Below are 24,045 nucleotides of genomic sequence, written 5' to 3'. Positions count from 1 at the left end.
TCCCTTTTGACTTATGTGGCGAGCGCCGCCTTGGCGATCCGCGCATAGATACGGCTTAGCGTTGCTAGGTCCTCAACCGCAACCGCTTCATCGCGCTTGTGCATGGTCGCGTTGCAAAGCCCGAACTCGATCACCGGGCACACAGCGCGCAGGAACCGCGCATCGGATGTACCGCCTGTTGTCGATGCCTCCGGCTTGGTGCCGGTCTCCGCTTCCACAGCATCGGATACCATCTGCGAGAATGCGCCCGGCTCTGTCAGGAATGGCTCGCCGGAAATTATTGGACGCGCTGAGCCGCCGTGCTTCTCCGCAATCGCGATCACCCGCTCGGACAGCGATGTGCCTGTATGCAAATCATTGAAGCGGATGGAGACGCGCGCTTCAGCTTTTGCAGGGATCACATTATGCGCCGGGTTGATCGCGGAAATGTGCGTGATCTCGAGATTGCTCGGCTGGAACCAGTCTGTGCCGGCATCCAATGTCCATCCGTCCAGCTCTGCGAGGATCGCCGTCAGCTTCGGCAAAGGATTGTCCGCCAGATGCGGATAAGCAACATGGCCTTGCGTGCCTTCAACCGTGAGCCAGATATTGACGGAGCCGCGCCGCCCGATCTTCATCATGTCGCCAAGCTGATTGACGGAAGTGGGCTCGCCCACAAGGCACAGGTCAGGCCGGATGCCGTCGGCATCCATGTAGTCGATCAGGGCGCGCGTGCCGTGGAGCGCTGGCCCTTCTTCATCGCCCGTAATGATAAAGCTGATCGTGCCAGCCTCCTGCGGGATATCGGCAAGGCTTGCAACCATCGCAGCAATCGCACCTTTCATGTCGACCGCGCCGCGACCGTGGAGCAATTCGCCGCGAATTTCCGGCTCGAATGGTGCGCTCGCCCAGCCTTCACCCGCAGGTACCACGTCCAGATGGCCTGCAAAGGCGAAATGCTTGCTGCCTTCCGGTCCCTCGCGCATGGCGAAGAGATTTTCGACCGGCGCTTCATCGCTGCCTGCCTCGCCCTCGCCGCGCGTAAAGCGGTGCACCGCAAAGCCATGCGGCGCGAGCATCGCTTCCATCGCGTCAAACACCGCGCCAGTCGCAGGCGTGACACTTTCAACGGAAATCAATTGTTTGGCGAGGTCGAGAACTTCAGTCATGATAAGGCGATTAGCAGGAGTAGCCCTCAATGCCCAAGCTCGATCTTCAATCGATCCCACAAACGAATGTGACCGGATATCCCCCTCCTTTTGACAAAGAGGTCGAAGGCCGCTGGTATCGGCGTTTAGCGCCGCCTTCAGGCCTCACCAAGCTCGGCGCAAGCCATGTCGTGTTGAAGCCCGGTGCGTGGTCGAGCCAGCGGCATTGGCATAGCGGACAGGACGAGATGGTCATAATGCTCGAGGGCGAGGCAGTGCTGGTAGAGGATGATGGCGAAACGCTCGTCAGACCCGGCGATGTGCTGGCCTGGCCGGCCGGCGAAGCAAACGGCCACCACCTGCAAAACCGCTCGGCTGAGGATTGCGTATTCGTCGCCATCAGTGGCGGCCCTCGCGAGAATGATAGCGGGCAATATCCAGATATCGATATGGAGTTCAGACCGGACGGGTATTTCAAGAAAGACGGGACGCCCTATCCAACAGAGCGCATTCCGTAAGATTCTGCCAGCCTACGCGCCCGCCATCTCGAACTGCTCGATCACCCATTGCTCGTCTTCGGACGCGCCGATCCAGTCCTGCATCCAGTCATGCTCCCAGATCGCTTCCATATAGGTTTGCGCAAAGCCGGGTACTGCGATGCCGTAAGTGATAAAGCGCGAGACAATCGGCGCGTAGAAGATATCCGCTGCGCCAAAGGTGCCGAACAGGAAGGGCCCGCCCTGCCCGTGGCGTGCGCGAGCCTCTGCCCAGAGGCCAAGGATGCGGACGATATCGTGCTGGGCTTCTTCGCTAAGGCCGCTGAGCTGCACTCGCGCGCGCACATTCATTGGGCATTCGCGGCGCAGCGCCAAGTAAGAGCTGTGCATCTCTGCAACCATGGCCCGCGCCATCCCGCGCGCGCTTTCATCCTTGGGCCAGAAGCGGTCGCGCCCGACCTTGTCGCCGAGATATTCCATGATTGCCATGCTGTCCCAGACGACCGTTTCCTCATCCCACAGGATCGGGACTTTGCCGCTGGAGGGCTGAAACTCGCCGTTCGAGCGCTTGAACTGGTCCCACTCCTCGCCGCCAATATTGACGATCAGCTCTTCGAAGGAGAGGCCCGATTGCTTTGCCGCGAGCCAGCCGCGCAAGGACCAGCTGGAATAATTCTTGTTGCCGATGATGAGTTTCATGTCTCGCTCGCGCTCCACCTTGCGTTGGCTGTGCTATCAGCACTAGGTGTTCAGTTATTCGCTGTCGAGCCTGAACAGGTTGCGATGCCCCAATGAGGAGTTCACTGCCATGTCCTTGCGCCCGTTTCATCTTGCCTTTCCGGTCGACGATCTGGCGAAAGCGCGGGCGTTCTATGGCGAAGTCATGGGCTGTGAGGAAGGCCGCCATTCCGACCACTGGGTCGACTTCAATTTCTTCGGGCACCAGCTAGTCGCGCATCTCTCGCCCGATGGTGCGGGAGACCGCTTGAGTAATCCGGTCGACAAGCACGACGTGCCAGTGCCGCATTTCGGGATTGTGCTGACTATGGAGCAATGGGAGGCCTTGGCCGAGCGCCTGAAGGCGGCAGGCACGGAATTCGTGATCGAGCCAACCGTGCGCTTCAAAGGCGAGATCGGCGAGCAAGCGACGATGTTCTTCCGCGATCCAGCTGGCAATGCGCTGGAGTTCAAAGCGTTCGCTGATGATGCGATGATCTTCGCGAATTGATAGCGGCGGACAGTCCGCTCAGCTCGAGGATCGTTTGAGTGCGGATCAGCTCACCCCCGAGATCAGCTTACAGCAGATGACTGGAGTAGCAGCTTTAGACCCGCCAGATGGCTAGGCGCGATATCTATCGACTAACACTCGCTGATTTGCTCTTATGTGAAGCGGTCGGCCATTTTGGCAAAAAAGTCGGGAGAGTCGGAATGAGTCATTCCGTTGGTGAGACAGGATTCCCTGTCTTGAATCGCAAAGATATAAGCAGCTTTGAGAGCGTCTTCATTGATCCGACTGTGCGCAAGCGTAGCGATATTGCAGAGCGCCAAAGCCGACTCGTTCGCTTTGTGTCAGGTGAGGTAGTGCCAAAACTGATCCGTCTACATACCGAAGTCGTGCCGGATGCGCCCCCACTCGAAGCACTAATCAGAGTTCTCAAGCCGAACAAAGCAGATATCAGCGATTTTGCCGAGATTCTCCTTGGGGACGACCTCGAAGCTGCGGCCAATTATGTCACGATCATGCGGGATCGCGGCCTGTCGATCGAGGTTCTATATACAGAATTGCTTGAGCCTACCGCGCGCTTTCTGGGCAAGATGTGGGAGCGGGACGAATGTGATTTCATCGACGTAACCATAGGTGTGGGTCGCCTCCAGACGCTTTTGTCCATATTCCACGAAACATATTCCCTCCCAAAACTGAAGAGTAAGCGCCACGTGCTGATGGCAGCTGCACCCGGAAATCAGCATGTCTTTGGGGTATCGATAATAGAGGAGCTGCTCGCTTCAGGTGGCTGGCGAGTTCAGACCGATCATTCCGGAGAAGCCAATCAGATCAAGTCCGCCGTGCGGAATGACTGGTTTGCAGTGGTTGGCCTCACTGTTGGCTCTGACTTGCAAATTGAAGATCTGAAATCATTCATTGGCGATGTGCGCCGGGCATCGCAGCATGGCGCGATTGGCGTCATGGTTGGCGGATCGATGTTCACCGAAGACCCTTCGCTCGCAGTCCAGGTCGGAGCGGACGCTACTGCGCCAAATGCGCCTGCAGCCGTCCTCGCAGCGCAAAAGCTGTTTGATAAGGGCGCTGTACAGCAAAGAGCGACCTCGTAAGAAGGATCGGCCAGTTGTGTTGCGAAGAGTTTGTACCAGAGGATCTGAACTCCAGCCCGACAGCGGAAAACGCGTCTTCGTTACCCCGGTCTTGATCCGGGGTCCGCTTGCTCTTGTTGTACCCGGATCAAGTAATCGGGATCCCGGCGAGCCATAAATCAAGGGGGCCGGGATGACGCGTGGTTTGGCGTGAGAGTTTACCCCATCATTTCCTACATCCACGCACGAGGCTAGAGCGTCGGCTCACTTTGAAACCGTCGATCTCTCTTCATGAAAGCACAAGCCACGCACCAAAACACCCACGGGAGTTTTGAAAAAATAGGAAAAGTGTCAACTTTGTTGGAAAGGCCGAAAACGGCAGAATTCTGCGGGGTTGAGCCACATTTGGCCTGCTTGACAGGTGTCAACTATGTCAAGTTTGTTGGAAGCCCAGATCAGAGCTCGGAATTAGCCCAGCGCGTCCTGCACAACCGCCGCGCGCAGCTCCGCGATCCCCATGCCCTTCTCGCTGCTGGTCACATGGATGTGCGGGAAAGCCGCGACATGCTTCTTCGCTTCTTCCGCAACCTTCGCGACAGTCTTGTCGAGCTCTGACTTCTTGACCTTGTCCGCCTTGGTCATGACAACACGGTAGCCGACTGCAGCTTCGTCCAGCATCGTCATCATCTCGCGGTCTACGTCTTTGAGGCCATGGCGGCTATCGACCAGCACCAGATTGCGGTTGAGCACTTGCCGCCCGCGCAAGTACGAACGCACGAGTTTCTTCCACTTGTCGACCACAGCGACCGGCGCTTTCGCAAAGCCATAGCCCGGCATATCAACCAGTCGGAATTGCGTAGGCTCGCCGACTTCAAAAAAGTTCAGTTCCTGCGTGCGGCCGGGTGTGACCGAGGCGCGTGCAATTGCCTTGCGGCCAGTGATCGCGTTCAAGAGCGAGGACTTGCCCACGTTCGAGCGCCCGCAAAAGGCGATCTCCGGCACAGTCGGGTCCGGCAGGAACTTCAGCTGCGGCGCAGACAGCAGGAATTCGACGCGACCGGAAAACAGCTTGGCTGCTTCCTGTTCGCGTCTTTGCTGTTCGCGCTGTTCTTCCTCCGAGAGTTCAGGAGCGGTCACGCTCAGCTCTTCTTCTCGCGATCCGCCGCGCGCGCTTTATCCGCTTTCTCTTTCTCCGCCGCCGCTTTCAATTGCGGGTGCTTGGAATAGAGATAGGTCTGCTGCGCGAGCGTCAGGATGTTCGAGGTTACCCAGTAGAGCAGCAGGCCCGCTGCAAACGGTGCCATCACGAACATCAGGATCCAGGGCATGAAGTTGAAGATTTGCTGCTGGACCGGGTCCATCGCGGTCGGGTTCAGCTTGAAAGTGAGCCACATGGTCACACCCAGCAGGATCGCGAGGATACCGATGCCGAGGAAACCCGGCGGATCAAACGGCAGAAGGCCGAACAGGTTCAGGATCTTCCATGGATCAGGCGCGGAAAGGTCCTGAATCCAGAAATCCAGAAACGGCTTGTGGCGCATTTCGATAGCCAGGATCAGCGCCTTGTAAAGCGCGAAGAAGATCGGAATCTGGATCAGCAGCGGCAGGCAGCCTGCCAGCGGATTGACGCCTTCATCCTTGTAGAGCTTCATCATTTCCTGCTGAAGCTTCTGCTTGTCGTCCTTATAGCGTTCCTGCAGCGCCTTCATCTTGGGCTGCACCGCTTTCATCGACGCCATGCTCGCAAATTGCTTGTTCGCAATCGGGAACAGGAGTCCGCGAATGAGCACGGTCAGCAAGATGATCGCGACGCCGAAATTGCCGACGAAATCATACAGCGTGCGCAGCAGCCAGACCATTGGCTTCACGAACCATTCGAACCATCCCCAGTCGACCGCCTTGCCGAAGCGGGCGATACCAAGCTGGTCGCGATAAGTGTCGAGCAATGCGCTTTCCTTGGCGCCTGCAAACAGCAAACTGCTTTGCTGAGCTGAGCCGCCAGCCGGCACAGTCACCGGCGCATAGATCATATCTGCGCGGTAGATGTTCTCTCCCAGCGAGCGGAAACCGGGCGTTGCTGCCGCGTCGCCGCGCGGGATCAGCGCGCCAAGCCAGTAAATGTCAGAAAAGCCGAGCCACTCAGGCGTGCCTTCAGGCGCGTAGGCGCCGTCTTCCAGAAGATCATCATAGTCCGGGCCGTATTCGACTGTATCGCTGAACGCTCCCATCGGCCCCGCATGGACGATCCATTGATCTGCGCTGGCAAAAGCGCTGTTGCGGTTGAGCAGGCCATAGGCCTGAACCACGACCGGACCTGTACTATTATTGGTCATCGTCTGCTCAGCAGTGAGCATGTAATTGTCGTCAATCGCCAGCTTGATCTGGAAGGTCTGGCCTTCGCCATTATCCCAACTGAGCGTGACAGGCGTGCTTGTGGTCAGCGTTTCGCCATCGGCAGTCCACAGCGTCTGCGCATCAGGCAATGTGACACCCTGGCCGATCCAGCCGAACTGCGCGAAATACTGGCCTTGGGTCCCTTCCGGCGCGAACAGCTGAACCGGGCCAGCATCGTCTTCCACGCTTTCGCGGTGGTCAATCAGCTCGATATCGTCGATCCGTGCGCCAATGAGATTGATGGAGCCTTCGACACGGGGCGCATTGATGCGCACACGCTCTGGCGCGGCAAGCGCTGTCGCCAGATCAACCGGTCCGGAAGGTTGCGCGTCCTGCGCAATATCGCCGGAAGCCGCGGCAGGCGCACCGGGTGCAGCAGCGGTCGCCGTCGCCACTTCCTCCACCGGATCAACCCCGGCAATCGACGCCTCGGGATAGAAATACCGCATGGCGAAGTCCCATCCGAGGATGAGCAAACCCGAAAGCGCTACGGCGAGCAACAGATTACGCTGATTGTCCAAGATTGTGTCCTGAGATTACCCGAATACTGTGTTATGTAGATACTACAGTTACAATGTGAAGAGGCCGGATTGTCGCCCTATGGCACCGGATCATGCCCGTGCCCGCCCCAAGGATGGCACCGCATTAGCCGCTTGAACGCCATCCATCCACCCTTGATCGCACCGTATTTTCGCAAAGCCTGAATGGCGTATTCGCTGCAGGAGGGGGAATAGCGGCAGGTCGGGGGCAAAATGCGGCTCGGGCCGAGCTGCCAGCCGCGCGCGATAAGGATGAGAAGCTGCTTCATTTGCGCTTGCTATTGCGGTTGCCACGGCGAGGCGGCCTGCGTGGATCGCCTTTCCCTTCGCGGGCGCGCCCAAGTGCCATCGACAGCTCTTCGCGCAGCTTTGCAAAGTCGCGCTCAATCCCGCCATCGCGGCCAATGAGCACATGGTCGTGATCAGGCAGACCTTGCTCAGGCAATGCTTCGCGCAGCAATTCGCGGAACCGCCGCTTCATACGGTTGCGTACCACCGCATTGCCGATCTTCTTTGTGACCGTAATGCCGTAACGCTTGCCTTTGCCTGAGTTTGGCTGCGCTAAAAGCACGAAACCGGGGCGTGCAATGCGCAGGCCCCGGTTCGCAGCAAGAAAATCGGTGCGGCGCGTGAGCACCGCGATTTTCTTCGAATCAATTCTAGTCGTGCTTACGCACAAAGGTTCTTGCGACCGCGCGCACGACGCGCACGCAGGACCTTGCGACCACCAGGGGTCTTCTTGCGAGCAAAGAAACCGTGGCGACGGGCACGCACGAGATTGCTTGGCTGGAATGTCCGCTTCATATCGTCCTCGAATAATCTAGCTGGCGGGCCCGGTTTTCACTGCGCCGCACCAATAAAAAGGGCCGCCCTTCAGCAGGCGACCGCCATATCGAGCGCGCGGTTAAGCGAAGCGCTCGCTTGAGTCAAGGAATTGTACAGTGCCGATGGCGACTTGCAGGGGCCAGATCGATAGTCCGGTTACAATGCTGTTATCGGGCGCGCACTGCTCGACAAAAAGCCTCCGACCCAACAGGACGTAAGTGACTGGGACTAAAGGCACGGGGGGCCATTCGCCGCATGGTCGCATTGGTCAGGACTGTGGCCTATCTCGGGCTGGAAGCGCGCAGCGTCGAAGTGCAGTGCTCTGTCGCTCCGGGATTGCCCAAATTCAACATTGTCGGCCTGGCTGACAAAGCGGTTGGCGAGAGCAAGGAACGTGTGCGCGCGGCGCTGTCCTCCATGGGCCTTGCTCTCCCTCCCAAACGGATCACCATCAACCTCTCGCCTGCCGATTTGCCGAAGGAAGGCTCGCATTATGATCTTGCGATAGCGCTCGCTTTGCTCGCTGCAATGGGCGCGACGGATGCCGAGCAATTGGGCGACTGGCTGGCCGTGGGCGAGCTTGCATTGGATGGCCGGATCGTTGCTTCCCCCGGCGTATTGCTGGCAGCCTTGCATGCAAGCGAAGAGGAATGCGGCCTGATCTGTCCCGCGGCGCAAGGCGCAGAAGCCAAATGGGCGAGCGAGGTCCCTGTGCTGGCCTCGCCTGACCTCATCAGCCTGCTCAACCACTTGAAAGGCTCGCAGCGATTGCCGGAGCCCAAGCGCGGCAAGGTTGAACCCGCACCGCCAGCCGCTGACCTCAAACAGGTCAAAGGGCAGGAAACCGCAAAGCGCGCGCTGGAGATCGCAGCAGCCGGCGGTCACAACATGCTGATGATCGGCCCGCCGGGTGCGGGCAAAAGCCTGCTCGCAAGCTGCCTTCCCGGTATCCTGCCAGAACTCACACCGTCTGAAGCACTGGAAGTGTCTATGGTGGCCTCGGTAGCAGGAACGCTTGAGGGCGGACGGATCAGTCGCGCTCGACCGTTTCGCGCGCCGCATCACTCCGCCAGCATGGCAGCGCTGACTGGCGGAGGCCTGAAGGTACGCCCCGGCGAAGTGAGCCTGGCCCATCTCGGCGTGTTGTTTCTCGATGAGCTTCCGGAGTTTCAGCGTCCGGTTCTCGATTCCTTGAGGCAGCCGCTCGAGACCGGCAGCGTCGATGTCGCACGGGCCAATGCACATGTGACTTTCCCTGCCCGTGTCCAACTGATCGCAGCGATGAACCCGTGCCGCTGCGGACATCTGGGCGACCCGGCACTGGCGTGCAGCCGGGCGCCGCGCTGCGCGGCAGATTATCAGAGCAAGGTTTCCGGCCCGATGCTTGATCGAATTGATCTGCATGTCGAAGTCGATCCGGTAAGCGCTGCCGACATGGCGCTGCCGCCGTCTGCCGAAGGATCAGAGGAAGTCGCCGCAAGGGTCGCCAAAGCGCGCGCAATCCAGACGGCAAGGTCGGAAAAATCAGGCGCGCGCAGCAATGCAGAACTTAATGGCGAAGCGCTAGAGCGATGGGCGGCTCCCGATGAAGCCGGTCAAATGCTGTTGATGCAGGCAGCCGACGCGCTGCGGCTCTCCGCGCGCGGCTACACACGGATGCTGCGAGTAGGACGAACGATCGCCGATCTGGCAGGCGCGGAACGCGTGACCCGCATCCACATCGCGGAAGCGCTGAGTTACCGCAGGCAAGCGCCGCGGGCTTGATCTCGTCCGGAATTATTCGCCGAATGCTATTCGTGCACTGATCGGCAAGAGATCGCGCAAGCAATGCAAAGCATCACCATCCAGGCACACTTCGGATTCGGTCACTTCATGGGCATCAGCGCGAATCGTAAGAACACGCGCATCATGCAGATCGCGCACCAGCCGCAGCGCTTCTTTCTGCGGCAAGCCAGTAACACTGCTGAGGTCTGACAGCCGTGTCGCTTCACCTGTGCTCTGCCGAAAAGTCAGAACAACCAAAATGTTTGCGAGCGCTTGCATTGCAGCCAGTTGAAGCGGCTCGCTGCCCCGCGAAAAACGACGCGCATGCCCACTCACCGTCGATTTGCGTAACCGCTTCAACATGACCGCACCCAGTTTGGTTTCCAGATGCCCGGTGACAATTCCCTAGTGCATGGGACCCGCCACCGGGACTTGTGCGCTAAGCGAAATTGTCGCCTCAACTAGAGCGTACGACCCGAAGGGCGAGCCACTCAGCGCGTGTAATTTTATTACCAAAACGCCTCACTCTATTACAGTCGCCCGATCGGGGGACATCTGGTATAAGGACGCTCATGCGCGAGCATATGGCGACCATTGACAGTCTCGGGGACCTGACTTCGGTCCTGGAGTTTGTACGCGATATTTGCCTCGCGCATGGGGTCTTGAGGATGAGCTATCATTTCTCGCCGATCTTCGAAGAGCCCACCTCCATTCGTACCGTTGTTTACGCTCACGGCTTCTCGCCTGAATGGCTTGCTCTTTACGAGGAAGCTGACTTTCGCGCGCATGATCCTATCCCTAGTCGAACCTTCGCGCATGGCGGCTTTCTGACGTGGATGGATGCCATGGAGGCAGAGCCCAATACGCCGGAACAGGAAGCCTATTTGCAAGCGATGAAGAAGGCAGGACTACAACATGGCTTTGGTGTGCCGCTTTATGGCGCTCGCGGCCGTGAGGCCTACGCTTCATTCGATTTCGGCGAGCCTTTGGATGACGTCGATCCCGAGCGCATCGGCCTGGTTCGCGCGCTCGCTCAAGGCGCGCATCAGCGGCTGTGCAATCTGATCGATCAGGAACGGGCTGTGCCGGAGCTCTCGCAGCGTGAAGCTGAAGTGCTGACTTGGGTTGCGCGCGGAAAATCCAACACGGATATCGGCACTATTCTGGATTTGTCGCCTGAGACTGTGCGGACCTACCGTAAGCGGGTGTATGAGAAGCTAGAAGTGTTCGACCAGATTGGCGCGATCATTCGCGCGCTTCGCTTAGGCCTCATCCATATTTGATGGCACTGTCCTACACGCCGCCGGCTAGGCTAAGTCCGCGCGGATGTCCGCCGCGTTTTCTCCAACTCTCTCAGCATTTTACCGCGCGGGGACCCTCTGAAGTTTTCTTTCCCAGGACTGTGTAACATGCGTATCCAACATTAGGGCGCTGTGCTCCGCTCAGCTTGGTGAAAGGTCGCACTTGCGATACTCTGGCTGCTTATCGCAGGAGTCGCTCATGCTTGCCTGGTACCGCCGCCGCTATCTTGACCTGTTGGGGTCGATCTACATCTATAACGAACATCGCGGGTACACTGCGCTCGACCGCGTGCTGGAAGCGGTGCGCGCGCGCTGCGAGCCGGATGATCCGCTGATCGGCCTCATCGAGAAACACCGCGCGGATGAGCGCAAGCATTACGTCATGTTCAAACGCTGGTTCGAACTGCAAGGCAAACGCCCGATGCATCTCGACCGGACCTTCGGCCATATCGACCGCTTCATCGAGATCATGTTCGGCACGTCAATTGATGGTCTGGACACCGACCAGGTGATTGCGCGCGACGAACTGTTCGAGCGGCTTTGCCGGGTGATCTCGCTCACCGAACAGCGCGGCTTCAAACAGGTCGAGATTCTGCTGGCGAACAGCCACGTGCGATCCGACCCCGCGCTCGTGAAGATCTTTGAAGTGATCCACCGCGATGAGCCGAGCCATTGGGCACCCTATGATGGTTGGCTCGCTGCCAATGCCAAGCGCGATCCCAAATGGTGGGAACGGATGGTGGACGGCTTCATCCATTCCGAACTGCTGTTCCTGAAACTGCCGATCCTGTTCCTCAATCCTTTTGTGAAACGCCGCACAGACTGGGCCGACGATGGAGAGGAAGCGCCGGATCGTTACAGCGAGCGCTTGAAACCGGTGACGCCGCGAGCCGCGCCTGCGTGAGCGCTCCTTTATCGCAAGCTGAACTCCCAAAGGGCAGCCTGCTTTCACGCCTGTTGCGGGTGCGGGTGGGCTGGATGCTGGTGCGCAACACAGTCGTCAGCTCAGGCGTATTCTTGATCGGTCTGGGTGTACTCTGGTTGCTGGTCGAACGCGCAGGAATGGATGAAGTACCTGCCTCCGGCATCGGCTTTGTCGTCGCCAACAGCCTGCACTACATTCTGGGGCGCGCATGGATTTTCCGCGGCACGACGCGGGGAGTTGCCAGCGGTTTTGCACTGTTCCTGGTCAACGGACTGATCGGATTGGGAATCACCATGGCGCTCATGGCCGTGCTGCTGGCGCTCACGCCGATCAACTATCTGGTCGCGCGCGTGCTGGTCTCCGTCTTCGCGGGACTGACGATCTTCGTACTCAATGCGGTCTGGAACTTCCGCCGCGTCTAGAATGCCGGACTAGCTTGCCGCCTTGCGGGCTGACTGCAAGTCGATGACATCGCCGCGCTCAAGACCGCAGCACTCATCCATCTCTGCGATCGTGCCGTCTGCGCGCTTTCCTACGTTTTCACGCTTCACTAGCCACAGGTCTTGATGCGTGAGGATACGGCCATCATGTGCGAGAATGGAGACCGGCCCAATCGGCAGACGATCGGCTTCATCGACCAGCACAGGATCTTCAGAAAACTCTGCCCCGTATTTCTGGCCCCATTGGCGAAGCGCAAGCATTGCAGGGAGCAAGTCAAAGCCCTTTTCCGTCAGGCGATACTCGATCTTGCGACGATCATCAGCGCACGGCTCCCGCTTCAGGATGCCGTGCTCGACCAGTTTGGCCAAGCGGTTGGAAAGAATATTGCGGGCAATGCCGAGTTCGCTGAGAAACTCTTCAAAGTGGTGCAGGCCATTGAAGCTCGCGCGCAGGATCATGAAAGACCAGCGCTCCCCCATCACTTCCAAAGCTTGCGGCAAGCCGCATTCAATCAGCTCGCGTAGCGGTTCCCGAATGTCGCCCATAATAAATTGAGTCCTTTCCTTGAAACCTTTTTAGCGCGGATTTGTTGATGTGCAAATTCAGCTTCCACACGGCGTTTGATTTCCTTCTGAATGCGCCATCACAATCCTAGCGAAAAAAATTCCAGTTTTTGGTTGCAACTTAAAACCTATATGACTAGGTAGTGATTCGCAACTGGTATTCAATTGAAACTTATTCGGTTGAAACCAGTGCGGTGCAACGCAGGCCTGCACTGTCCCTCTCCACGGCCTGAGAATTTGAAAGGACGCAAGATGACCCTCTCCATCCCCCGCTCCGGCCGTTTCGGCGTACTGGCTCTCGCTCTCGCTTATACCGGCGTAACCTTTGGTGTGCTGACTGCCCCTGCACCAGCAGCGGCAAGCTCCGGCGCATACTACACCGCTGAACTCGCTGCGCCGGCGAGCGAATCGCGCACTGTCGCAAGCGGTGTCGCATGGTCATGCAAAGGCACGACCTGTGTCGCTAACAAAGGCACATCACGCCCACTGCGCATCTGCCGCGGCCTGAACCGTGAATTTGGCGAAATCGTCAGCTTCACAGCTAAAGGCGAAGAGCTCGCTGAAGAGCGCTTGGCAAAGTGCAACGGCAAGTAAGCTGACAAGAACTTCCCCCCACCCGGCATACTCTCCACAGCGGGTGGACTGAGGGCACAGCCCTCATACCCCTCGGCGCTCTCCCCCAGAGACGCCGGGGGTTTTCTTTATGAGGCTCAGATCAGTCCGCGCGAGGCGAGATCCCGCTCCAGCCCTTCCGCATGATGAAAGTGATGGACATGCCAATCGAGCGCGCTCGCCGCTGCGATATTGGCCGCATTGTCATCAATGAGAAGCATGTCCTGCGGGACGCAATCGAATCGCTGAGCAGCCAACTTGAAGATCGCAGGATCAGGCTTTGCGAGCTTTTCGATCCCTGACACGACGATATCGCCGAAATGCGCCAGCACCGGTTGAGTTGGCCGGAACATGTCCCAGAACTCAGCTCCAAAGTTAGTGATCGCAAAAAGCGGAATGCGGCGCTCAGCCAGTCGCTCGATCAAGTCTGCTGTTCCCGGAACCGGCCCAGGCACAGTCTCGAGAAACCGCGTCGCGTAGGCATCAATCAGGTCAGCATAATCGGGAAACAGCGCTTTGCGCTCTGGCAGCATGTCCGCCAGAGGACGACCGGCATCATGCTCGAAATGCCATTCTTCAGTCACAACGTTCTCGAGGAACCAGTCGAGCTCAGCCTCATCCTCAATGAGCTTCTCGAACAGCGCGCGCATTTGCCACTGTACGATTACGCGCCCGACATCGAATACGACCGCTTTGATTTTCTGTTGGCTGGCCACTTGCCTGCTCCTCAAATAAGAAAGGCCCGCTCACCTTGTCAGGTGGCAGGCCCAATCCTTATCGCTTGCTAGCGCGCTATCGGCATCAGCATAGGCCGACGCACGTAAAGCGATTAGCCTTGGCGCGCCTTGAAACGGCGGTTGGTCTTGTTGATCACATAGGTGCGGCCACGGCGGCGGATAACGCGGCAATCGCGGTGACGACCTTTGAGCGATTTGAGGCTGTTGCGAATCTTCATGACTTTGCTCTTTTAAATAAAAGACGCGCCGGAATCAGTCCGACGCGCGGAATTTCAAGGGGCGCCACTACATAGCAGACCCGCTTAGGTCAAGCAGACTCGCGCTTCTGATCGGCTTAGTTTAGGCTTTACGTAACAATAGAGGTGCACATGAAGCCTATGAACAAGACACTATTCAGCATCCTCGTGGCTTTGCCACTCGCCGCATGCGCGACAACTGCGCCTCCCAGCCCGGTGGAAGTCACGCGTTTCCATGAGACAAACAGCCTTTCACAATTGAGCCAAGGGGCTGTGTTTGTCGCTGACGCACCTGCGGCAGAAGGTCAGACAGAGGGCTCGCTCGAAACCTCAGTTTACAAGGCAGCTGTTGCCCGCGAACTTGCGAAACTTGGCTATAGCGAAAGCGGACGTGATGCCGCTGGTCAAGTCGCAGAAGTGCGCTTGGACAGGTATGTGCTGGAAAGCTCAGGGTCGCGCCGAGGACCGGTTAACGTTGGCGTAGGAGGTTCAACCGGCGGCTATCGCTCGGGCGTTGGCGTGGGGCTTGGATTTAACCTTGGCGGCGGCGGAAGCGGTGAACGCCTGGTAACAGAGCTCGGTGTTGTCATCCGCGATGTTGCATCCAATGGGGTGCTGTGGGAAGGCCGCGCTGAGTTTAGCGTCGGCCCCGACCACCCTCTGGCTCAACCAGCAGCCAACGCGGAAGTGGTGGCTGATGCGTTGTTCCGCGAGTTCCCAGGCGGTCAGGGCGAGACGATCGAGGTCAAAGTTCCCTAACAAGGATATCAAGTGAGCGATATTTATATCGATGCCGAGTTCGACAGCGGCAATATCGGCATCGAAGCGATTGATGGCGCGTGCGCCAAGCTGACGATCCCCAAGGATCGCATGTCGGAGTTTGCGCAGTGGTTCCACTTCCGTGTCACCGGAGGCAAAGACCGCGAACTCTCGCTGAAACTGACCGGCCTCAACAAGTCCGCCTATCCCGGCGGCTGGCCGAACTATGATGCATGCGTTTCCGAAGACCGCGAATATTGGACTCGCGCCGCCAGCACATTCGACAAGGACGAAGCCGACGGCACTCTGACCATCACCTATACGCCGGCAAGCGATGTCGCTTACTTTGCCTATTATGCGCCATACTCAATGGAGCGGCATCACGATCTTCTTGCGGAAGCCGCCGCAAGCGAAGGAGTCGACCTTGTCCGTCTGGGCACGACGCTTGATGGCCAGCCGCTCGACAGCTTGGAAATGGGAACGGGCGAGACGAAAGTCTGGCTCTATGCGCGTCAGCATCCGGGCGAAACGCAAGCCGAGTGGTGGATGGAAGGCGCGCTCGAATGCCTGACTGACCCAACCGATCCGGTCGCACGAGCGCTGCGCAAACGCTGCCAGTTCTACATTGTGCCAAACTGCAATCCTGACGGCTCACGCAGAGGCCATCTGCGCACCAATGCGATCGGCACGAACCTCAACCGAGAATGGGAGAATCCGAGCGCGGAGAAATCACCTGAAGTGCTCGCGATCCGCAACCGGATGGACGAAGTGGGTGTCGACTTCGCGATGGACGTGCATGGCGATGAAGCCATACCGGCTGTCTTCCTTGCAGGCTATGAAGGCATTCCGAGCTGGAGCGATGCCTTTGGCGAGCAATATTATCGCTATGAGCGGATATTGGATCGTCGGACACCGGACTTTCAGACGGAGCTTGGCTATCCCAAGACGCCCGCAGGCAAAGCGAACCTCTCGATCAGCACCAATCAAGTGGCAGAGCGCTTCCATTGCACGGCAATGACTCTGGAAATGCCATATAAGGACCTGGCTGCCTCGCCGGAACCTGAGCAAGGTTGGAGCCCGGAGCGGTGCAAGCTGCTGGCGCGCGATTGTCTGGCTGCGCTGCTGGAATATCTGGAAACCGCGTAAGCCTACTCGGCTTCGGATACCCGCTTGGCAATTGTCGGCGTGTCGCCGCGCATCCCGAACAGATATTCACCGTCCATCGACAGGCCGCGATCCGCGAAATGCATCTCGTTTTCTGCCAGCAGCAGGTATTCCTCGAGCTGGATACGCTGGCCGTATGCGGCCGATTGAAAAGTGCATGCCCCCGGATCCAGCCGTCCGATGAAGTGATCGCCTTCCCACTTCCAAAACAGATCGCAGCCAGCCCAGTTTACCGTAGCTTCGGGGTCGAGCCCGTCCAGAAGCGTAGTGTCCTTCCACGCACCCAGCAGACTTTTCTGGTCATGCGGGACGTAGACACGTAAGCGAATTGCCTCGCGCTCTTCATCGAGCGAGATCACATAAATCCGCTGGCGATAGACTTCGCCTTCCGGCGGCGCATCCGCAAGCCAGCGGCGCTGCTCGGCGTAAAAGGTAATTGGACCGAATTCCGGCAAATCGACCCGCGTAAAGATCGAATGCCGCCGGTAGTTGCGTTCGTCCTCAGGCAGACCTGCTTTGGCTTGCTCCAGCGTTTGAGGCAGACTGTCATAGGTTCCGGGAAACCATGCCAGCCATTGTTCGAGCTGCGCTTCCAAAGTCGGCGTATCGGCCTCTTGCGCTTGCGATGGCATTGCCAGCAGGAGTGCTGCAACAAGGCCAATGCGCTTAATCAAGATGCGCTGGTCCAAACGCATGCGGCAACAGGTCTGACAGCTGGACTTCGCGCACTTCATCATTGCCAACGCACAAGATGCGCGGGTCGGTCCCGCCGAGAGCTGCAAGCTCGTTCAGCACCTGACGACAACGCCCGCAAGGCGTGATGGGCGCGCCATCGCCGCGATCCTGCGGGCCTGTGACCGCTACTGCTTCCAGCTCGCCGCGCTTACCGTCGGCCATGGCTTTAGCGACCGCAACTGTCTCTGCGCAAAGCGCTAGACCGTAACTCGCATTCTCAATGTTCGTGCCGGTGACGATGGTGCCGTCGGAAAAGCGCAGGGCTGCGCCCACTGCATAATCGGAATAGGGTGAATAGGAGGAACCCGACGCGATCCGCGCCGCTTCGATCAATGCCTTGTCCAAGTCACTCAAATCCAGCCGCTCCTATCCCGTTTGCCGCTTTGCGTCACGGCTGCACCACAAGCCATTCCACCGGCTCTGGCGACGTTTCGATATGGCGCGCTCTGTTGGCACTCCATATCAGCCATGGCCGCGCAGCATAGCGCGGTGCAAGCCGGTCGCCTACTACCCACAGATCGCGGGCAATGCTGCCAGAGACGCGGTAGCGTTCCTCGAACTCCCGTGAGATTCTGAGGATGACAGGCTTGCCGGAGTGCATTTCAATCTGGTTGATAAGCGTCATCAGCTCGCTCTCGACCGCCGCATCACTGACAGCGTCAGGACAATTCTGCGCATCCATATCGAGCGCAATCGCCGCCGGAAGCAAAGTCTCGTCGCGCGGTACCATAGTCACAAATCGCGCGGATTGCGGATCGGCTTTCGCACACGGATCGAAGCTCAGAACCGCGCCTGTCTGCAATCCGGCCTCGCGCGCCTCAGCCATCGCTTCGATAAGCCCGCCATCGCGCGGCGCGCCATAAGGTCCGATATTGAAATAAACAAACTGGCTCCCGAGCGCTTGCAAAGTTGCGAAGCTGACTTCGGTTTGCCCCATGGCGAGCGCTGTGCCTTGCTCGGGATACTCGTCTTCAATCGGGGTCCAGCTGCGCATGGTCCACCAATACCAAGCCGCAAGGCCTGCCAATCCAAGCGCAATCACTGCGAGAAGATAGCGCCGCCATGGCCGCGCTTTGCCTTTGCGCCGTGCCATCTGCTCAGCCCTTAATGTGAAGCACGCAAATCAACGTGAAAAGCCGCCGAGCGGTCGCGAAATCGGTTTCAACCTTGCCTTCCAAGCGCTCGAGCAACAGTTCAGCCGCATTATCGTGAATGCCGCGCCGCGCCATGTCGATGGTTTCGATCTCAGCCGGCGTCGCCTTGCGGATCGCTTGATAATAGCTGTCGCAAATCGCGAAATACTCGCGGATCGGGCGGCGAAAGCGAGCAAGGCCAATCAGCAGTGTCTCAAGCGGCTGCTCGTCTTCGCCTCGGATATCCATGGAGAGCCGCCCGTCCTGCACAGACAGGTTCAAACGGTAAGGGCCGGTTGCGCCGCGCTCGAACGAGCGGACGGGCTTGAACCGGTTCTCTTCGATCAGATCAAAGATCGCCACCCGCCGTTCCTGCTCGACGTCGGCGTTACGCCAGATGATCGTCTCTTCATCAAGAGCGATATGCGCGATGCGTTGACGCGGATCGTGAGTGGGTGGAGGAACCATAATCATATGCGCTTTCGCAGATGCCGCCCCAACAATTCAAGCGTTTCGATACGCCATCCCCGCTATCCACAAGCGAGTGCGGCGAATTTGCAATGATTGCCTCTTGCGCCCGCCCCCCATTGAAGCGCAAACAGCGTCGCCATGGCCGACACCGATTTGCTCTTCCCATCCGCTGATACAGCTCAAGATACACCCGCCAAGGGTGTTCGCTTGCCTTCGAATATCGAGGCCGAGGCCGCGTTCCTCGGTGCCGCTCTGATCGATAACCGCGTGCTGGAAGAGCTGCGAACGCCCCTACGTCCAGACCATTTCTTCGAAGCGTTGCATGGCCGCATCTACGAGCGCATTCTCAAGTTGGTGGACCGCAATGCGACAGCGAGCCCGGTCACACTGAAGCCCTACTTTGAAGGCGATGAAGCGCTCGCGCAGCTAGGCGGGACGACTTACCTTGCGCAGCTGACTGCCGATGGACAGGGCTTGCTCGCAGCGGCTGAACTGGCCGAACAGATCTATGACCTGGCGCTTCTTCGCGAGCTGGTCAGCGTCGGTCGTGGTCTCGTCGAAGGCGCACTCGATACCTCGGAAGACGTCGATCCGATGGACAAGATCGCGGCGGCCGAAGCTGATCTGTTCAAGGTCGCAGAAGGCGCGACCACTGGCGGCGAAGCCTCAAGCTTCAAGGACGCCTCGCTCATCGCGATCAAGATGGCAGAGGCCGCGATGAATTCAGGCGGCGGTCTCTCCGGCAAGACTACGGGGCTCGATTCGATCGACCAAAAAACCGCTGGCCTGCACGATTCGGATTTGATCATCCTTGCTGGCCGCCCGGGTATGGGTAAAACCTCGCTTGCCACCAACATCGCTTTCAATTGTGCGGAAGAGCACTTGCGGTGGCAGCGCGATGGCGGCGAGTTCAATTATGGTGCACCCGTCGCTTTCTTCAGTCTGGAAATGAGCGCCGACCAGCTCGCGACGCGTATTCTGGCGGAGCAGGCGGAGATCAGCTCCGAAGCCCTGCGATCAGGTAAACTCAACCGCGATGAGTTCCAGAAACTGTCTTTTGCAAGCCAGCGCCTGGCGGAACTGCCACTTTACATTGATGACACGCCTGCCCTGACCATTGCAGCCCTTCGTACGCGGGCGCGGCGGCTGAAGCGGCGTCACGACATCGGCTTGATCGTTGTCGACTATCTGCAGCTCCTCCAGGGTTCAGGCCGCGCGAACGATAATCGCGTGAACGAAATTTCCGAGATCAGCCGTGGCCTAAAAACACTCGCGAAAGAGCTCGGGGTGCCGGTGATCGCACTCTCGCAATTAAGCCGTGCCGTCGAGCAGCGCGAGGACAAGCGCCCCATGTTGTCTGACCTGCGCGAATCCGGCTCGATCGAGCAGGATGCAGATATGGTCTGGTTCATCTATCGGAGTGACTATTATCATCTGGCGATCCGTCCGGACGAACCGCGTATGGATGGCAGCAGCTCCACTGAAGTGGTCGAGAAATATCGCGCATGGGAGGAAAAATTTGACGAGCTCAAGAACCGGGCTTCGCTGATCGTTGCAAAGCAGCGACACGGTTCGACTGGCAATGTCGACCTGCACTTCCAGAGCGAATTCACCAAGTTTACTTCGCCGAGCAAGCGCGACTATTCAAGCTGGGGCGAAAGCTGACGCGCGACTCTGCGCTGAAGATCAGATCCCGAGATTCAAGCGCCGCGTTACAGTGTAGTCGACACCCGTTACCAGGAACCGGCCCAGCCACCACCGCAACCGATTTAGCCCGCTTGCTCGCTTTCGGTACCATTCGTTCGTCACGGGATCGCTGTGCTGCGCCATATGGTCGATTATCTCGCGCATGTGATTGGCGAGGTCGGCATCAACAATTCTGAGCATCAGTTCCAGATTTAGCCGGATTGAGCGCATGTCGAAATTGGCGCTGCCAATATATGTCACGTCATCAATGACGAGCAGCTTCATGTGAAGCTTACAGGGCTGGAATTCTGCAATCTCGACACCGGAGCGCAACATGCTGCGATAGAAACTGCGCGAAGCCCCGATAGTCGCGCGATTGTCGGATTTGCCTGCCATTATGAGCCGCGCTTTGCCGCGCTCGGCCAGCCGCTTGATCAGCCTCCGCATGCTGCGCGGCGGTGAGAAATAGGCCATCACCATGTCGAGCCTCTGCCCCTGCGCAATATCCTCTTTCACGCGCCGCGCCCATGCGCTGGTGATCTTTGTTGGCCCGCCAAGCAGCAATTGAATAGCGCTTCTGCCTTCGTTCCAGTCGCGAACCAAATGCCGGATCGCACGAAACTGCGCGTTTTTGTCGTTGACCCATTGCTCCAGCTGTTCAAACCACTCGCAGAAAGGCTGCACAACTGGCCCTTCAATCACAACGCCGAGATCGCACCAGCCATTGACGTCCGGCGGTTTGAAGTAATGGTCGGAGACATTGAAGCCGCCGGTCATTACCTGCTTGTCGTCGACGATGACGCACTTCTGGTGGTTGCGAATGAGATAGCGCACGCCCAAGCGCGGTGAGAACACGCTGTAACGCCCACCGGCCGCCTGCAAGGGTTCAAAAAATGACGGCGGAGCATCGCTCCCAAAAGAGTCTACAATTAGATGGACGTCGACTCCGCGGGTCGCTGCACGCAGGAGTGCGTCCCTTACTTTGCTGCCCGCATAATCGGGCTGAAACAGGTAAAAGAACACTTTGAGGCTCGTTGTAGCCTCATCAATCAGAGCGACCAGCTCACGAAACCGGTCCTTCCCCGCTGGCAGGAAACGCAGGCTGTGCTCTGCAACACAGACTTCGAACGGCTCTGGATCAACGTAAAGACTGCCTGTTTGAGCCTCTAAAGAACCAGGTGTTTGAGATCGCGCATCGAGCATTGCTTGAGCGCTTTAGTCGAAGCGCCATGACAAGTGCAATTTCTTGACTCACAGAGCCGCTATCCCTAATTGCAGCGCTTTCCAACACTCAAGTTTCAATTGGAGTGCCCGATATGGCGCGCGTTACTGTCGAAGATTGCGTCGACAAAGTTCCAAATCGTTTCGATCTCGTTCTGCTGGCCGCTCAGCGTGCGCGTGAGATTTCCGGCGGCAGCGAGCTTACGATTGACCGTGATCGGGACAAGAACCCGGTTGTGGCACTGCGCGAAATCGCTGAGCAGACGATCAAGCCAAAAGAGCTCAATGAAGCGATCGTCACCAACCTGCAGAAAATCCTGCCTGATGATGAAGACGATGCGGATGAAATCGGTTCGCTGAGCCAGTCGGCAGAAGCTCTGCGGATCACTGCCTCTGCTCCGACCCGCACAACAACGATTGCAACGGATTACGAAGGCTAAACCGCCTCAGTTCCTGAGCTCAAGAAGGGCCGCTCCATCCGGAGCGGCCTTTTCTTTTCCGGGACTTGTCCCTGCGCGCAACACAGTCTCAAACAGGAGATACGATCTCTTTCCACTTCGTCATGAAACTGCAACAGACCTTCGCGCGTAGTAGCGTGAAATGCGCAGTCAGCGCGAATTGAGGACCTGAACGGAGGAGCATGGCTCGCATTGCAGTCTACAGCGTGAAAGGCGGCGTGGGCAAAACCACGATGGCAGCGAACCTTGGCTGGTGCGCTGCGGAGATTTCGCGCAGGCGCACGCTCGTGTGGGATCTGGACCCTGCCAATGGTTCCGGTTTTCTGTTTGGCGTGGATGCAAAGAAGAAGCGCGAGGCGCAATCTGTCATCAATGCGGATCGCAGTCCCGAAAAACTCATCCGCAAGACCGCGTACGAAAACCTCCACATACTCCCGGCCGATGAAAGCATCCGCACGCTTGATCGCCAGTTTGGCACGATCGGCAAGCGCAAACGGCTCGCGAAGATCGCCGCTACACTCGACAAGCAATATCAGCGGATCATATTCGATTGCCCGCCTGTGTTGAACGAAGTCAGCGAGCAAGTCTTCCGCGCGAGCGATCTCATCATCGTGCCGTTGCCGCCCTCTCCGCTTTCGACCCGTGCTTTTGAAACAGTCGTCGATGCGATCAAGCAGAGCAGCAAGAAGCACCCGCCAATCCTGCCTGTCCTTTCGATGATTGATATGCGGCGCAACCTTCATCGTGAGGCGCGCCAAGCCAATCCCAAATGGCCGTTTATTCCCGCGGCGAGCGCAATTGAACTTGGCGCTGTCCGGCAGGAACCGGTCGGGGCCTTCGCTGCGCGCAGCCCTTCGGCGCAAGCCTTTGCCAAGCTCTGGACGGCGATTGAACGCAAGCTGATCACAGGGTGATTTTGCTGAGGCCCGTCAGGCCCTCCTCATTCTGACTTTGAACGGCGCACGCACCTTGTCTATGGTCAGTCCCTCATTGGGGGCATGACATGAGCGACATCACGGACGGCCTAGGCACAGCGGTTGAAGGCGGGTTGCTCGCGAAAGCGGTCGAGCCGGAAGCTGGCGACGCCGCCGAGCTTGGCGAGCCGAGCGGCAAGACGTGTGACAATTGCGCAACGCCTCTCCTCGGTCCGCATTGCCATGCTTGCGGTCAGAAAGGCGAAGTGCATCGCAGTCTGGCAGCGATCGGACATGAAATCCTCCACGGTGTGCTTCATCTTGATGGCAAGATCTGGCGCACACTGCCCTTGCTGATGTTCAAACCGGGCAAGCTCACCCGGCGCTATATCGATGGTGAGCGCGCGAAATTCGTCAGCCCAATGGCGATGTTCCTGTTCAGCGTCTTCCTGATGTTCGCAATCTTTCAAGCGCTCGGCATTTCAGCGCCAACTGATTTACAGCCCACCGGGCAAGCGCTCGAAGTCATCGAGGAGGCAAGTGAAAACGCCAGTGCGGATACTGCAAGCAGGCGAGCGGAATTGATGGCTGAGCTCGAAGCGCTCCAGCAAGGAGACCCGCGTCGTGCAGAAATCGAAGCCATACTGGTCGATCTGAACAATGCCGACAAGATCATTCAAGGCGCGCAGAGCTTTGCTTTAGGTGAAGAGAGCGCTGACGACACTGGTCCTGTCCTGACCGTCCAAGACACCGACGTCGAGTGGCTGCAGACCAATGTCGCCAATAAGTGGCGCGAGAACCCTGGCCTCATGCTCTACAAGATGCAGGCCAATGCGTATAAATTCAGCTGGCTGCTCATCCCGCTTTCCATCCCGTTTGTGTGGCTGCTCTTCGCATGGAAGCGGCGCTTCAAGGCGTATGATCATGCGGTGTTTGTGACCTATTCGATCGCCTTCATGTCGCTTTTGTTCATTGTCTTGTCGGTTGTGACATCTGCCGGTGTTGGCGGCGGCTGGGCATTTACCGCGCTGGTCTTCATCCCGCCCTTTCACATCTACAAGCAGCTTCGCCACACTTATGGCTTATCGCGGTTTTCAACTCTGTGGCGCTTAGTGCTTCTGTTCGCCTGCATCCTTATTGTCGCGCTGCTGTTCTTCCAGGCTCTCCTATTGCTCGGCGCGTTCTGATACGGCTTGCCCGCGGTCGCGTAGCAAAGAGAAAGGGCGCTGGAAT

The 24,045-nt window shown here is 58.2% G+C and carries 30 protein-coding genes; 14 read left to right on the top strand and 16 right to left on the bottom strand.

The window, feature by feature from the left end; translation table 11 throughout:
- Positions 1-11 precede the first annotated feature (11 nt).
- Positions 12-1,148, bottom strand: a complete 1,137-nt coding sequence (dapE, locus tag HUO12_RS12820; protein WP_176273969.1) for a succinyl-diaminopimelate desuccinylase — start codon at positions 1,146-1,148, stop codon at positions 12-14.
- A 29-nt stretch (positions 1,149-1,177) separates the two neighbouring features.
- Here dapE and HUO12_RS12815 point away from each other — a divergent pair, with 29 nt between their 5' ends.
- Positions 1,178-1,645 carry a cupin domain-containing protein gene (locus HUO12_RS12815; RefSeq protein ID WP_176273968.1) on the top strand — a complete coding sequence of 156 codons (468 nt, stop codon included), beginning with the start codon at positions 1,178-1,180 and terminating at the stop codon, positions 1,643-1,645.
- A 12-nt stretch (positions 1,646-1,657) separates the two neighbouring features.
- Here the strand turns inward: HUO12_RS12815 and HUO12_RS12810 are convergent, their stop codons facing one another.
- Positions 1,658-2,323, bottom strand: a complete 666-nt coding sequence (locus tag HUO12_RS12810; RefSeq protein WP_176273967.1) for a glutathione S-transferase family protein — start codon at positions 2,321-2,323, stop codon at positions 1,658-1,660.
- 109 nt (positions 2,324-2,432) lie between these two features.
- Here HUO12_RS12810 and HUO12_RS12805 point away from each other — a divergent pair, with 109 nt between their 5' ends.
- Together HUO12_RS12805 and HUO12_RS12800 are read left to right on the top strand one after the other, a co-directional pair.
- Entirely contained in the window at positions 2,433-2,852 is a 420-nt protein-coding gene (locus HUO12_RS12805; RefSeq protein ID WP_176273966.1) for a VOC family protein, read from the top strand.
- Between the two features lie 200 nt (positions 2,853-3,052).
- On the top strand, positions 3,053-3,955 hold the full coding sequence (locus HUO12_RS12800; RefSeq protein WP_176273965.1) for a cobalamin B12-binding domain-containing protein: 903 nt from the start codon (positions 3,053-3,055) through the stop codon (positions 3,953-3,955).
- A gap of 447 nt (positions 3,956-4,402) precedes the next feature.
- Here HUO12_RS12800 and yihA read toward each other — a convergent pair whose 3' ends face one another.
- From yihA to rpmH, 5 genes are all read right to left on the bottom strand, one after another.
- Positions 4,403-5,071, bottom strand: coding sequence for a ribosome biogenesis GTP-binding protein YihA/YsxC (gene yihA, locus HUO12_RS12795; RefSeq protein ID WP_176273964.1), 669 nt, complete (start codon positions 5,069-5,071; stop codon positions 4,403-4,405).
- A 2-nt stretch (positions 5,072-5,073) separates the two neighbouring features.
- Positions 5,074-6,849, bottom strand: a complete 1,776-nt coding sequence (gene yidC, locus HUO12_RS12790; RefSeq protein ID WP_176273963.1) for a membrane protein insertase YidC — start codon at positions 6,847-6,849, stop codon at positions 5,074-5,076.
- Between the two features lie 77 nt (positions 6,850-6,926).
- Positions 6,927-7,136, bottom strand: coding sequence for a membrane protein insertion efficiency factor YidD (gene yidD, locus HUO12_RS12785; protein WP_176273962.1), 210 nt, complete (start codon positions 7,134-7,136; stop codon positions 6,927-6,929).
- Positions 7,133-7,510, bottom strand: coding sequence for a ribonuclease P protein component (rnpA, locus tag HUO12_RS12780; protein WP_332310433.1), 378 nt, complete (start codon positions 7,508-7,510; stop codon positions 7,133-7,135). The genes yidD and rnpA overlap by 4 nt, the downstream gene beginning before the upstream one ends.
- 26 nt (positions 7,511-7,536) lie before the next feature.
- Positions 7,537-7,671: a 50S ribosomal protein L34 gene (gene rpmH / locus HUO12_RS12775; protein WP_176273961.1), complete on the bottom strand. Its 135-nt coding sequence runs from the start codon at positions 7,669-7,671 to the stop codon at positions 7,537-7,539.
- 276 nt (positions 7,672-7,947) lie between these two features.
- On the opposite strand from rpmH, the gene HUO12_RS12770 reads away from it, so the two are divergent.
- Positions 7,948-9,456 (top strand): YifB family Mg chelatase-like AAA ATPase, encoded by a 1,509-nt coding sequence (locus tag HUO12_RS12770; RefSeq protein ID WP_176273960.1) that lies wholly within the window; start codon positions 7,948-7,950, stop codon positions 9,454-9,456.
- Positions 9,457-9,468: 12 nt separating this feature from the next.
- Here HUO12_RS12770 and HUO12_RS12765 read toward each other — a convergent pair whose 3' ends face one another.
- Positions 9,469-9,735 (bottom strand): hypothetical protein, encoded by a 267-nt coding sequence (locus HUO12_RS12765; protein ID WP_176273959.1) that lies wholly within the window; start codon positions 9,733-9,735, stop codon positions 9,469-9,471.
- A 293-nt stretch (positions 9,736-10,028) separates the two neighbouring features.
- Here HUO12_RS12765 and HUO12_RS14570 point away from each other — a divergent pair, with 293 nt between their 5' ends.
- The 3 genes from HUO12_RS14570 to HUO12_RS14565 all read left to right on the top strand — a co-directional run bounded on the left by HUO12_RS14570 (position 10,029) and on the right by HUO12_RS14565 (position 12,104).
- Positions 10,029-10,739, top strand: coding sequence for a helix-turn-helix transcriptional regulator (locus HUO12_RS14570; protein ID WP_176273958.1), 711 nt, complete (start codon positions 10,029-10,031; stop codon positions 10,737-10,739).
- 217 nt (positions 10,740-10,956) lie between these two features.
- The gene (locus HUO12_RS12755) at positions 10,957-11,661 is read left to right on the top strand and encodes a ferritin-like domain-containing protein (protein WP_176273957.1); all 705 of its coding nucleotides are present in this window, start codon (positions 10,957-10,959) and stop codon (positions 11,659-11,661) included.
- Positions 11,658-12,104, top strand: a complete 447-nt coding sequence (locus tag HUO12_RS14565; RefSeq protein WP_176273956.1) for a GtrA family protein — start codon at positions 11,658-11,660, stop codon at positions 12,102-12,104. The genes HUO12_RS12755 and HUO12_RS14565 overlap by 4 nt, the downstream gene beginning before the upstream one ends.
- A 9-nt stretch (positions 12,105-12,113) precedes the next feature.
- On the opposite strand, the gene HUO12_RS12745 is transcribed toward HUO12_RS14565, so the two are convergent.
- The gene (locus HUO12_RS12745; protein ID WP_176273955.1) at positions 12,114-12,668 is read right to left on the bottom strand and encodes a winged helix-turn-helix transcriptional regulator; all 555 of its coding nucleotides are present in this window, start codon (positions 12,666-12,668) and stop codon (positions 12,114-12,116) included.
- A gap of 270 nt (positions 12,669-12,938) precedes the next feature.
- Between HUO12_RS12745 and HUO12_RS12740 the strand changes: the two genes are divergently transcribed.
- Positions 12,939-13,280, top strand: coding sequence for a CC_3452 family protein (locus HUO12_RS12740; protein ID WP_176273954.1), 342 nt, complete (start codon positions 12,939-12,941; stop codon positions 13,278-13,280).
- Between the two features lie 116 nt (positions 13,281-13,396).
- On the opposite strand, the gene HUO12_RS12735 is transcribed toward HUO12_RS12740, so the two are convergent.
- Together HUO12_RS12735 and ykgO are read right to left on the bottom strand one after the other, a co-directional pair.
- Positions 13,397-14,014: an HAD-IA family hydrolase gene (locus tag HUO12_RS12735; RefSeq protein WP_332310418.1), complete on the bottom strand. Its 618-nt coding sequence runs from the start codon at positions 14,012-14,014 to the stop codon at positions 13,397-13,399.
- Between the two features lie 113 nt (positions 14,015-14,127).
- Positions 14,128-14,253, bottom strand: coding sequence for a type B 50S ribosomal protein L36 (gene ykgO / locus HUO12_RS12730; protein WP_050599643.1), 126 nt, complete (start codon positions 14,251-14,253; stop codon positions 14,128-14,130).
- A 150-nt stretch (positions 14,254-14,403) separates the two neighbouring features.
- Here ykgO and HUO12_RS12725 point away from each other — a divergent pair, with 150 nt between their 5' ends.
- Positions 14,404-15,030, top strand: coding sequence for a DUF4136 domain-containing protein (locus HUO12_RS12725; protein ID WP_232367395.1), 627 nt, complete (start codon positions 14,404-14,406; stop codon positions 15,028-15,030).
- 12 nt (positions 15,031-15,042) lie between these two features.
- Complete coding sequence (locus HUO12_RS12720) at positions 15,043-16,176, top strand: M14 family metallopeptidase (RefSeq protein ID WP_176273953.1); 1,134 nt, start codon at positions 15,043-15,045, stop codon at positions 16,174-16,176.
- Between the two features lie 2 nt (positions 16,177-16,178).
- Here HUO12_RS12720 and HUO12_RS12715 read toward each other — a convergent pair whose 3' ends face one another.
- Genes HUO12_RS12715 through HUO12_RS12700 form a run of 4 tightly spaced genes read right to left on the bottom strand, consistent with a single transcriptional unit; the run spans position 16,179 to position 18,530 of the window.
- Positions 16,179-16,868, bottom strand: coding sequence for a chromophore lyase CpcT/CpeT (locus HUO12_RS12715; protein ID WP_176273952.1), 690 nt, complete (start codon positions 16,866-16,868; stop codon positions 16,179-16,181).
- A complete protein-coding gene (locus HUO12_RS12710) occupies positions 16,861-17,283 on the bottom strand; it encodes a cytidine deaminase (protein ID WP_176273951.1) in 423 nt (140 codons plus the stop codon). Before HUO12_RS12710 ends, HUO12_RS12715 begins: the two co-directional genes overlap by 8 nt.
- A 34-nt stretch (positions 17,284-17,317) precedes the next feature.
- Positions 17,318-18,022 (bottom strand): glycoside hydrolase family 25 protein, encoded by a 705-nt coding sequence (locus HUO12_RS12705; protein ID WP_176273950.1) that lies wholly within the window; start codon positions 18,020-18,022, stop codon positions 17,318-17,320.
- 4 nt (positions 18,023-18,026) lie between these two features.
- The gene (locus HUO12_RS12700) at positions 18,027-18,530 is read right to left on the bottom strand and encodes a UPF0262 family protein (protein ID WP_176274451.1); all 504 of its coding nucleotides are present in this window, start codon (positions 18,528-18,530) and stop codon (positions 18,027-18,029) included.
- Positions 18,531-18,671: 141 nt separating this feature from the next.
- Between HUO12_RS12700 and HUO12_RS12695 the strand changes: the two genes are divergently transcribed.
- Positions 18,672-20,198: a replicative DNA helicase gene (locus HUO12_RS12695; protein ID WP_176273949.1), complete on the top strand. Its 1,527-nt coding sequence runs from the start codon at positions 18,672-18,674 to the stop codon at positions 20,196-20,198.
- A 21-nt stretch (positions 20,199-20,219) separates the two neighbouring features.
- On the opposite strand, the gene HUO12_RS12690 is transcribed toward HUO12_RS12695, so the two are convergent.
- On the bottom strand, positions 20,220-21,422 hold the full coding sequence (locus tag HUO12_RS12690) for a phospholipase D-like domain-containing protein (protein ID WP_176273948.1): 1,203 nt from the start codon (positions 21,420-21,422) through the stop codon (positions 20,220-20,222).
- A gap of 113 nt (positions 21,423-21,535) precedes the next feature.
- Here HUO12_RS12690 and rpoZ point away from each other — a divergent pair, with 113 nt between their 5' ends.
- The 3 genes from rpoZ (at position 21,536) to HUO12_RS12675 (ending at position 23,999) form a co-directional block, all read left to right on the top strand.
- Positions 21,536-21,880, top strand: coding sequence for a DNA-directed RNA polymerase subunit omega (rpoZ, locus tag HUO12_RS12685; protein ID WP_176273947.1), 345 nt, complete (start codon positions 21,536-21,538; stop codon positions 21,878-21,880).
- Between the two features lie 200 nt (positions 21,881-22,080).
- Positions 22,081-22,812 carry a ParA family protein gene (locus HUO12_RS12680; RefSeq protein ID WP_176273946.1) on the top strand — a complete coding sequence of 244 codons (732 nt, stop codon included), beginning with the start codon at positions 22,081-22,083 and terminating at the stop codon, positions 22,810-22,812.
- Positions 22,813-22,901: 89 nt separating this feature from the next.
- Positions 22,902-23,999: a DUF3667 domain-containing protein gene (locus HUO12_RS12675; RefSeq protein WP_176273945.1), complete on the top strand. Its 1,098-nt coding sequence runs from the start codon at positions 22,902-22,904 to the stop codon at positions 23,997-23,999.
- The last annotated feature ends 46 nt before the right edge of the window (positions 24,000-24,045 follow it).

Source organism: Altererythrobacter lutimaris (assembly GCF_013371495.1).
In the GTDB taxonomy this organism is placed as follows: Bacteria; Pseudomonadota; Alphaproteobacteria; order Sphingomonadales; family Sphingomonadaceae; genus Erythrobacter; species Erythrobacter lutimaris_A.
Note: the sequence above shows the minus strand (reverse complement) of the source record. Positions and strands in the feature narration are given on the sequence as shown.

Bases quoted from the DNA above. Each gene is read 5' to 3' on its own strand.
- HUO12_RS14570 (WP_176273958.1), top strand. From the start codon at position 10,029: ATGCGCGAGCATATGGCGACCATTGACAGTCTCGGGGACCTGACTTCG.
- HUO12_RS12700 (WP_176274451.1), bottom strand. From the start codon at position 18,530: ATGGTTCCTCCACCCACTCACGATCCGCGTCAACGCATCGCGCATATC.
- HUO12_RS12675 (WP_176273945.1), top strand. From the start codon at position 22,902: ATGAGCGACATCACGGACGGCCTAGGCACAGCGGTTGAAGGCGGGTTG.
- HUO12_RS12690 (WP_176273948.1), bottom strand. From the start codon at position 21,422: ATGCTCGATGCGCGATCTCAAACACCTGGTTCTTTAGAGGCTCAAACA.
- HUO12_RS12725 (WP_232367395.1), top strand. From the start codon at position 14,404: ATGAAGCCTATGAACAAGACACTATTCAGCATCCTCGTGGCTTTGCCA.
- HUO12_RS12680 (WP_176273946.1), top strand. From the start codon at position 22,081: ATGGCTCGCATTGCAGTCTACAGCGTGAAAGGCGGCGTGGGCAAAACC.
- HUO12_RS12770 (WP_176273960.1), top strand. From the start codon at position 7,948: ATGGTCGCATTGGTCAGGACTGTGGCCTATCTCGGGCTGGAAGCGCGC.
- HUO12_RS12815 (WP_176273968.1), top strand. From the start codon at position 1,178: ATGCCCAAGCTCGATCTTCAATCGATCCCACAAACGAATGTGACCGGA.
- HUO12_RS12740 (WP_176273954.1), top strand. From the start codon at position 12,939: ATGACCCTCTCCATCCCCCGCTCCGGCCGTTTCGGCGTACTGGCTCTC.
- HUO12_RS12805 (WP_176273966.1), top strand. From the start codon at position 2,433: ATGTCCTTGCGCCCGTTTCATCTTGCCTTTCCGGTCGACGATCTGGCG.
- HUO12_RS12810 (WP_176273967.1), bottom strand. From the start codon at position 2,323: ATGAAACTCATCATCGGCAACAAGAATTATTCCAGCTGGTCCTTGCGC.
- HUO12_RS12765 (WP_176273959.1), bottom strand. From the start codon at position 9,735: ATGCAAGCGCTCGCAAACATTTTGGTTGTTCTGACTTTTCGGCAGAGC.
- HUO12_RS12705 (WP_176273950.1), bottom strand. From the start codon at position 18,022: ATGGCACGGCGCAAAGGCAAAGCGCGGCCATGGCGGCGCTATCTTCTC.
- rpmH (WP_176273961.1), bottom strand. From the start codon at position 7,671: ATGAAGCGGACATTCCAGCCAAGCAATCTCGTGCGTGCCCGTCGCCAC.
- HUO12_RS12745 (WP_176273955.1), bottom strand. From the start codon at position 12,668: ATGGGCGACATTCGGGAACCGCTACGCGAGCTGATTGAATGCGGCTTG.
- HUO12_RS12755 (WP_176273957.1), top strand. From the start codon at position 10,957: ATGCTTGCCTGGTACCGCCGCCGCTATCTTGACCTGTTGGGGTCGATC.
- yidD (WP_176273962.1), bottom strand. From the start codon at position 7,136: ATGAAGCAGCTTCTCATCCTTATCGCGCGCGGCTGGCAGCTCGGCCCG.
- HUO12_RS12695 (WP_176273949.1), top strand. From the start codon at position 18,672: ATGGCCGACACCGATTTGCTCTTCCCATCCGCTGATACAGCTCAAGAT.
- dapE (WP_176273969.1), bottom strand. From the start codon at position 1,148: ATGACTGAAGTTCTCGACCTCGCCAAACAATTGATTTCCGTTGAAAGT.
- ykgO (WP_050599643.1), bottom strand. From the start codon at position 14,253: ATGAAGATTCGCAACAGCCTCAAATCGCTCAAAGGTCGTCACCGCGAT.
- rpoZ (WP_176273947.1), top strand. From the start codon at position 21,536: ATGGCGCGCGTTACTGTCGAAGATTGCGTCGACAAAGTTCCAAATCGT.
- HUO12_RS12800 (WP_176273965.1), top strand. From the start codon at position 3,053: ATGAGTCATTCCGTTGGTGAGACAGGATTCCCTGTCTTGAATCGCAAA.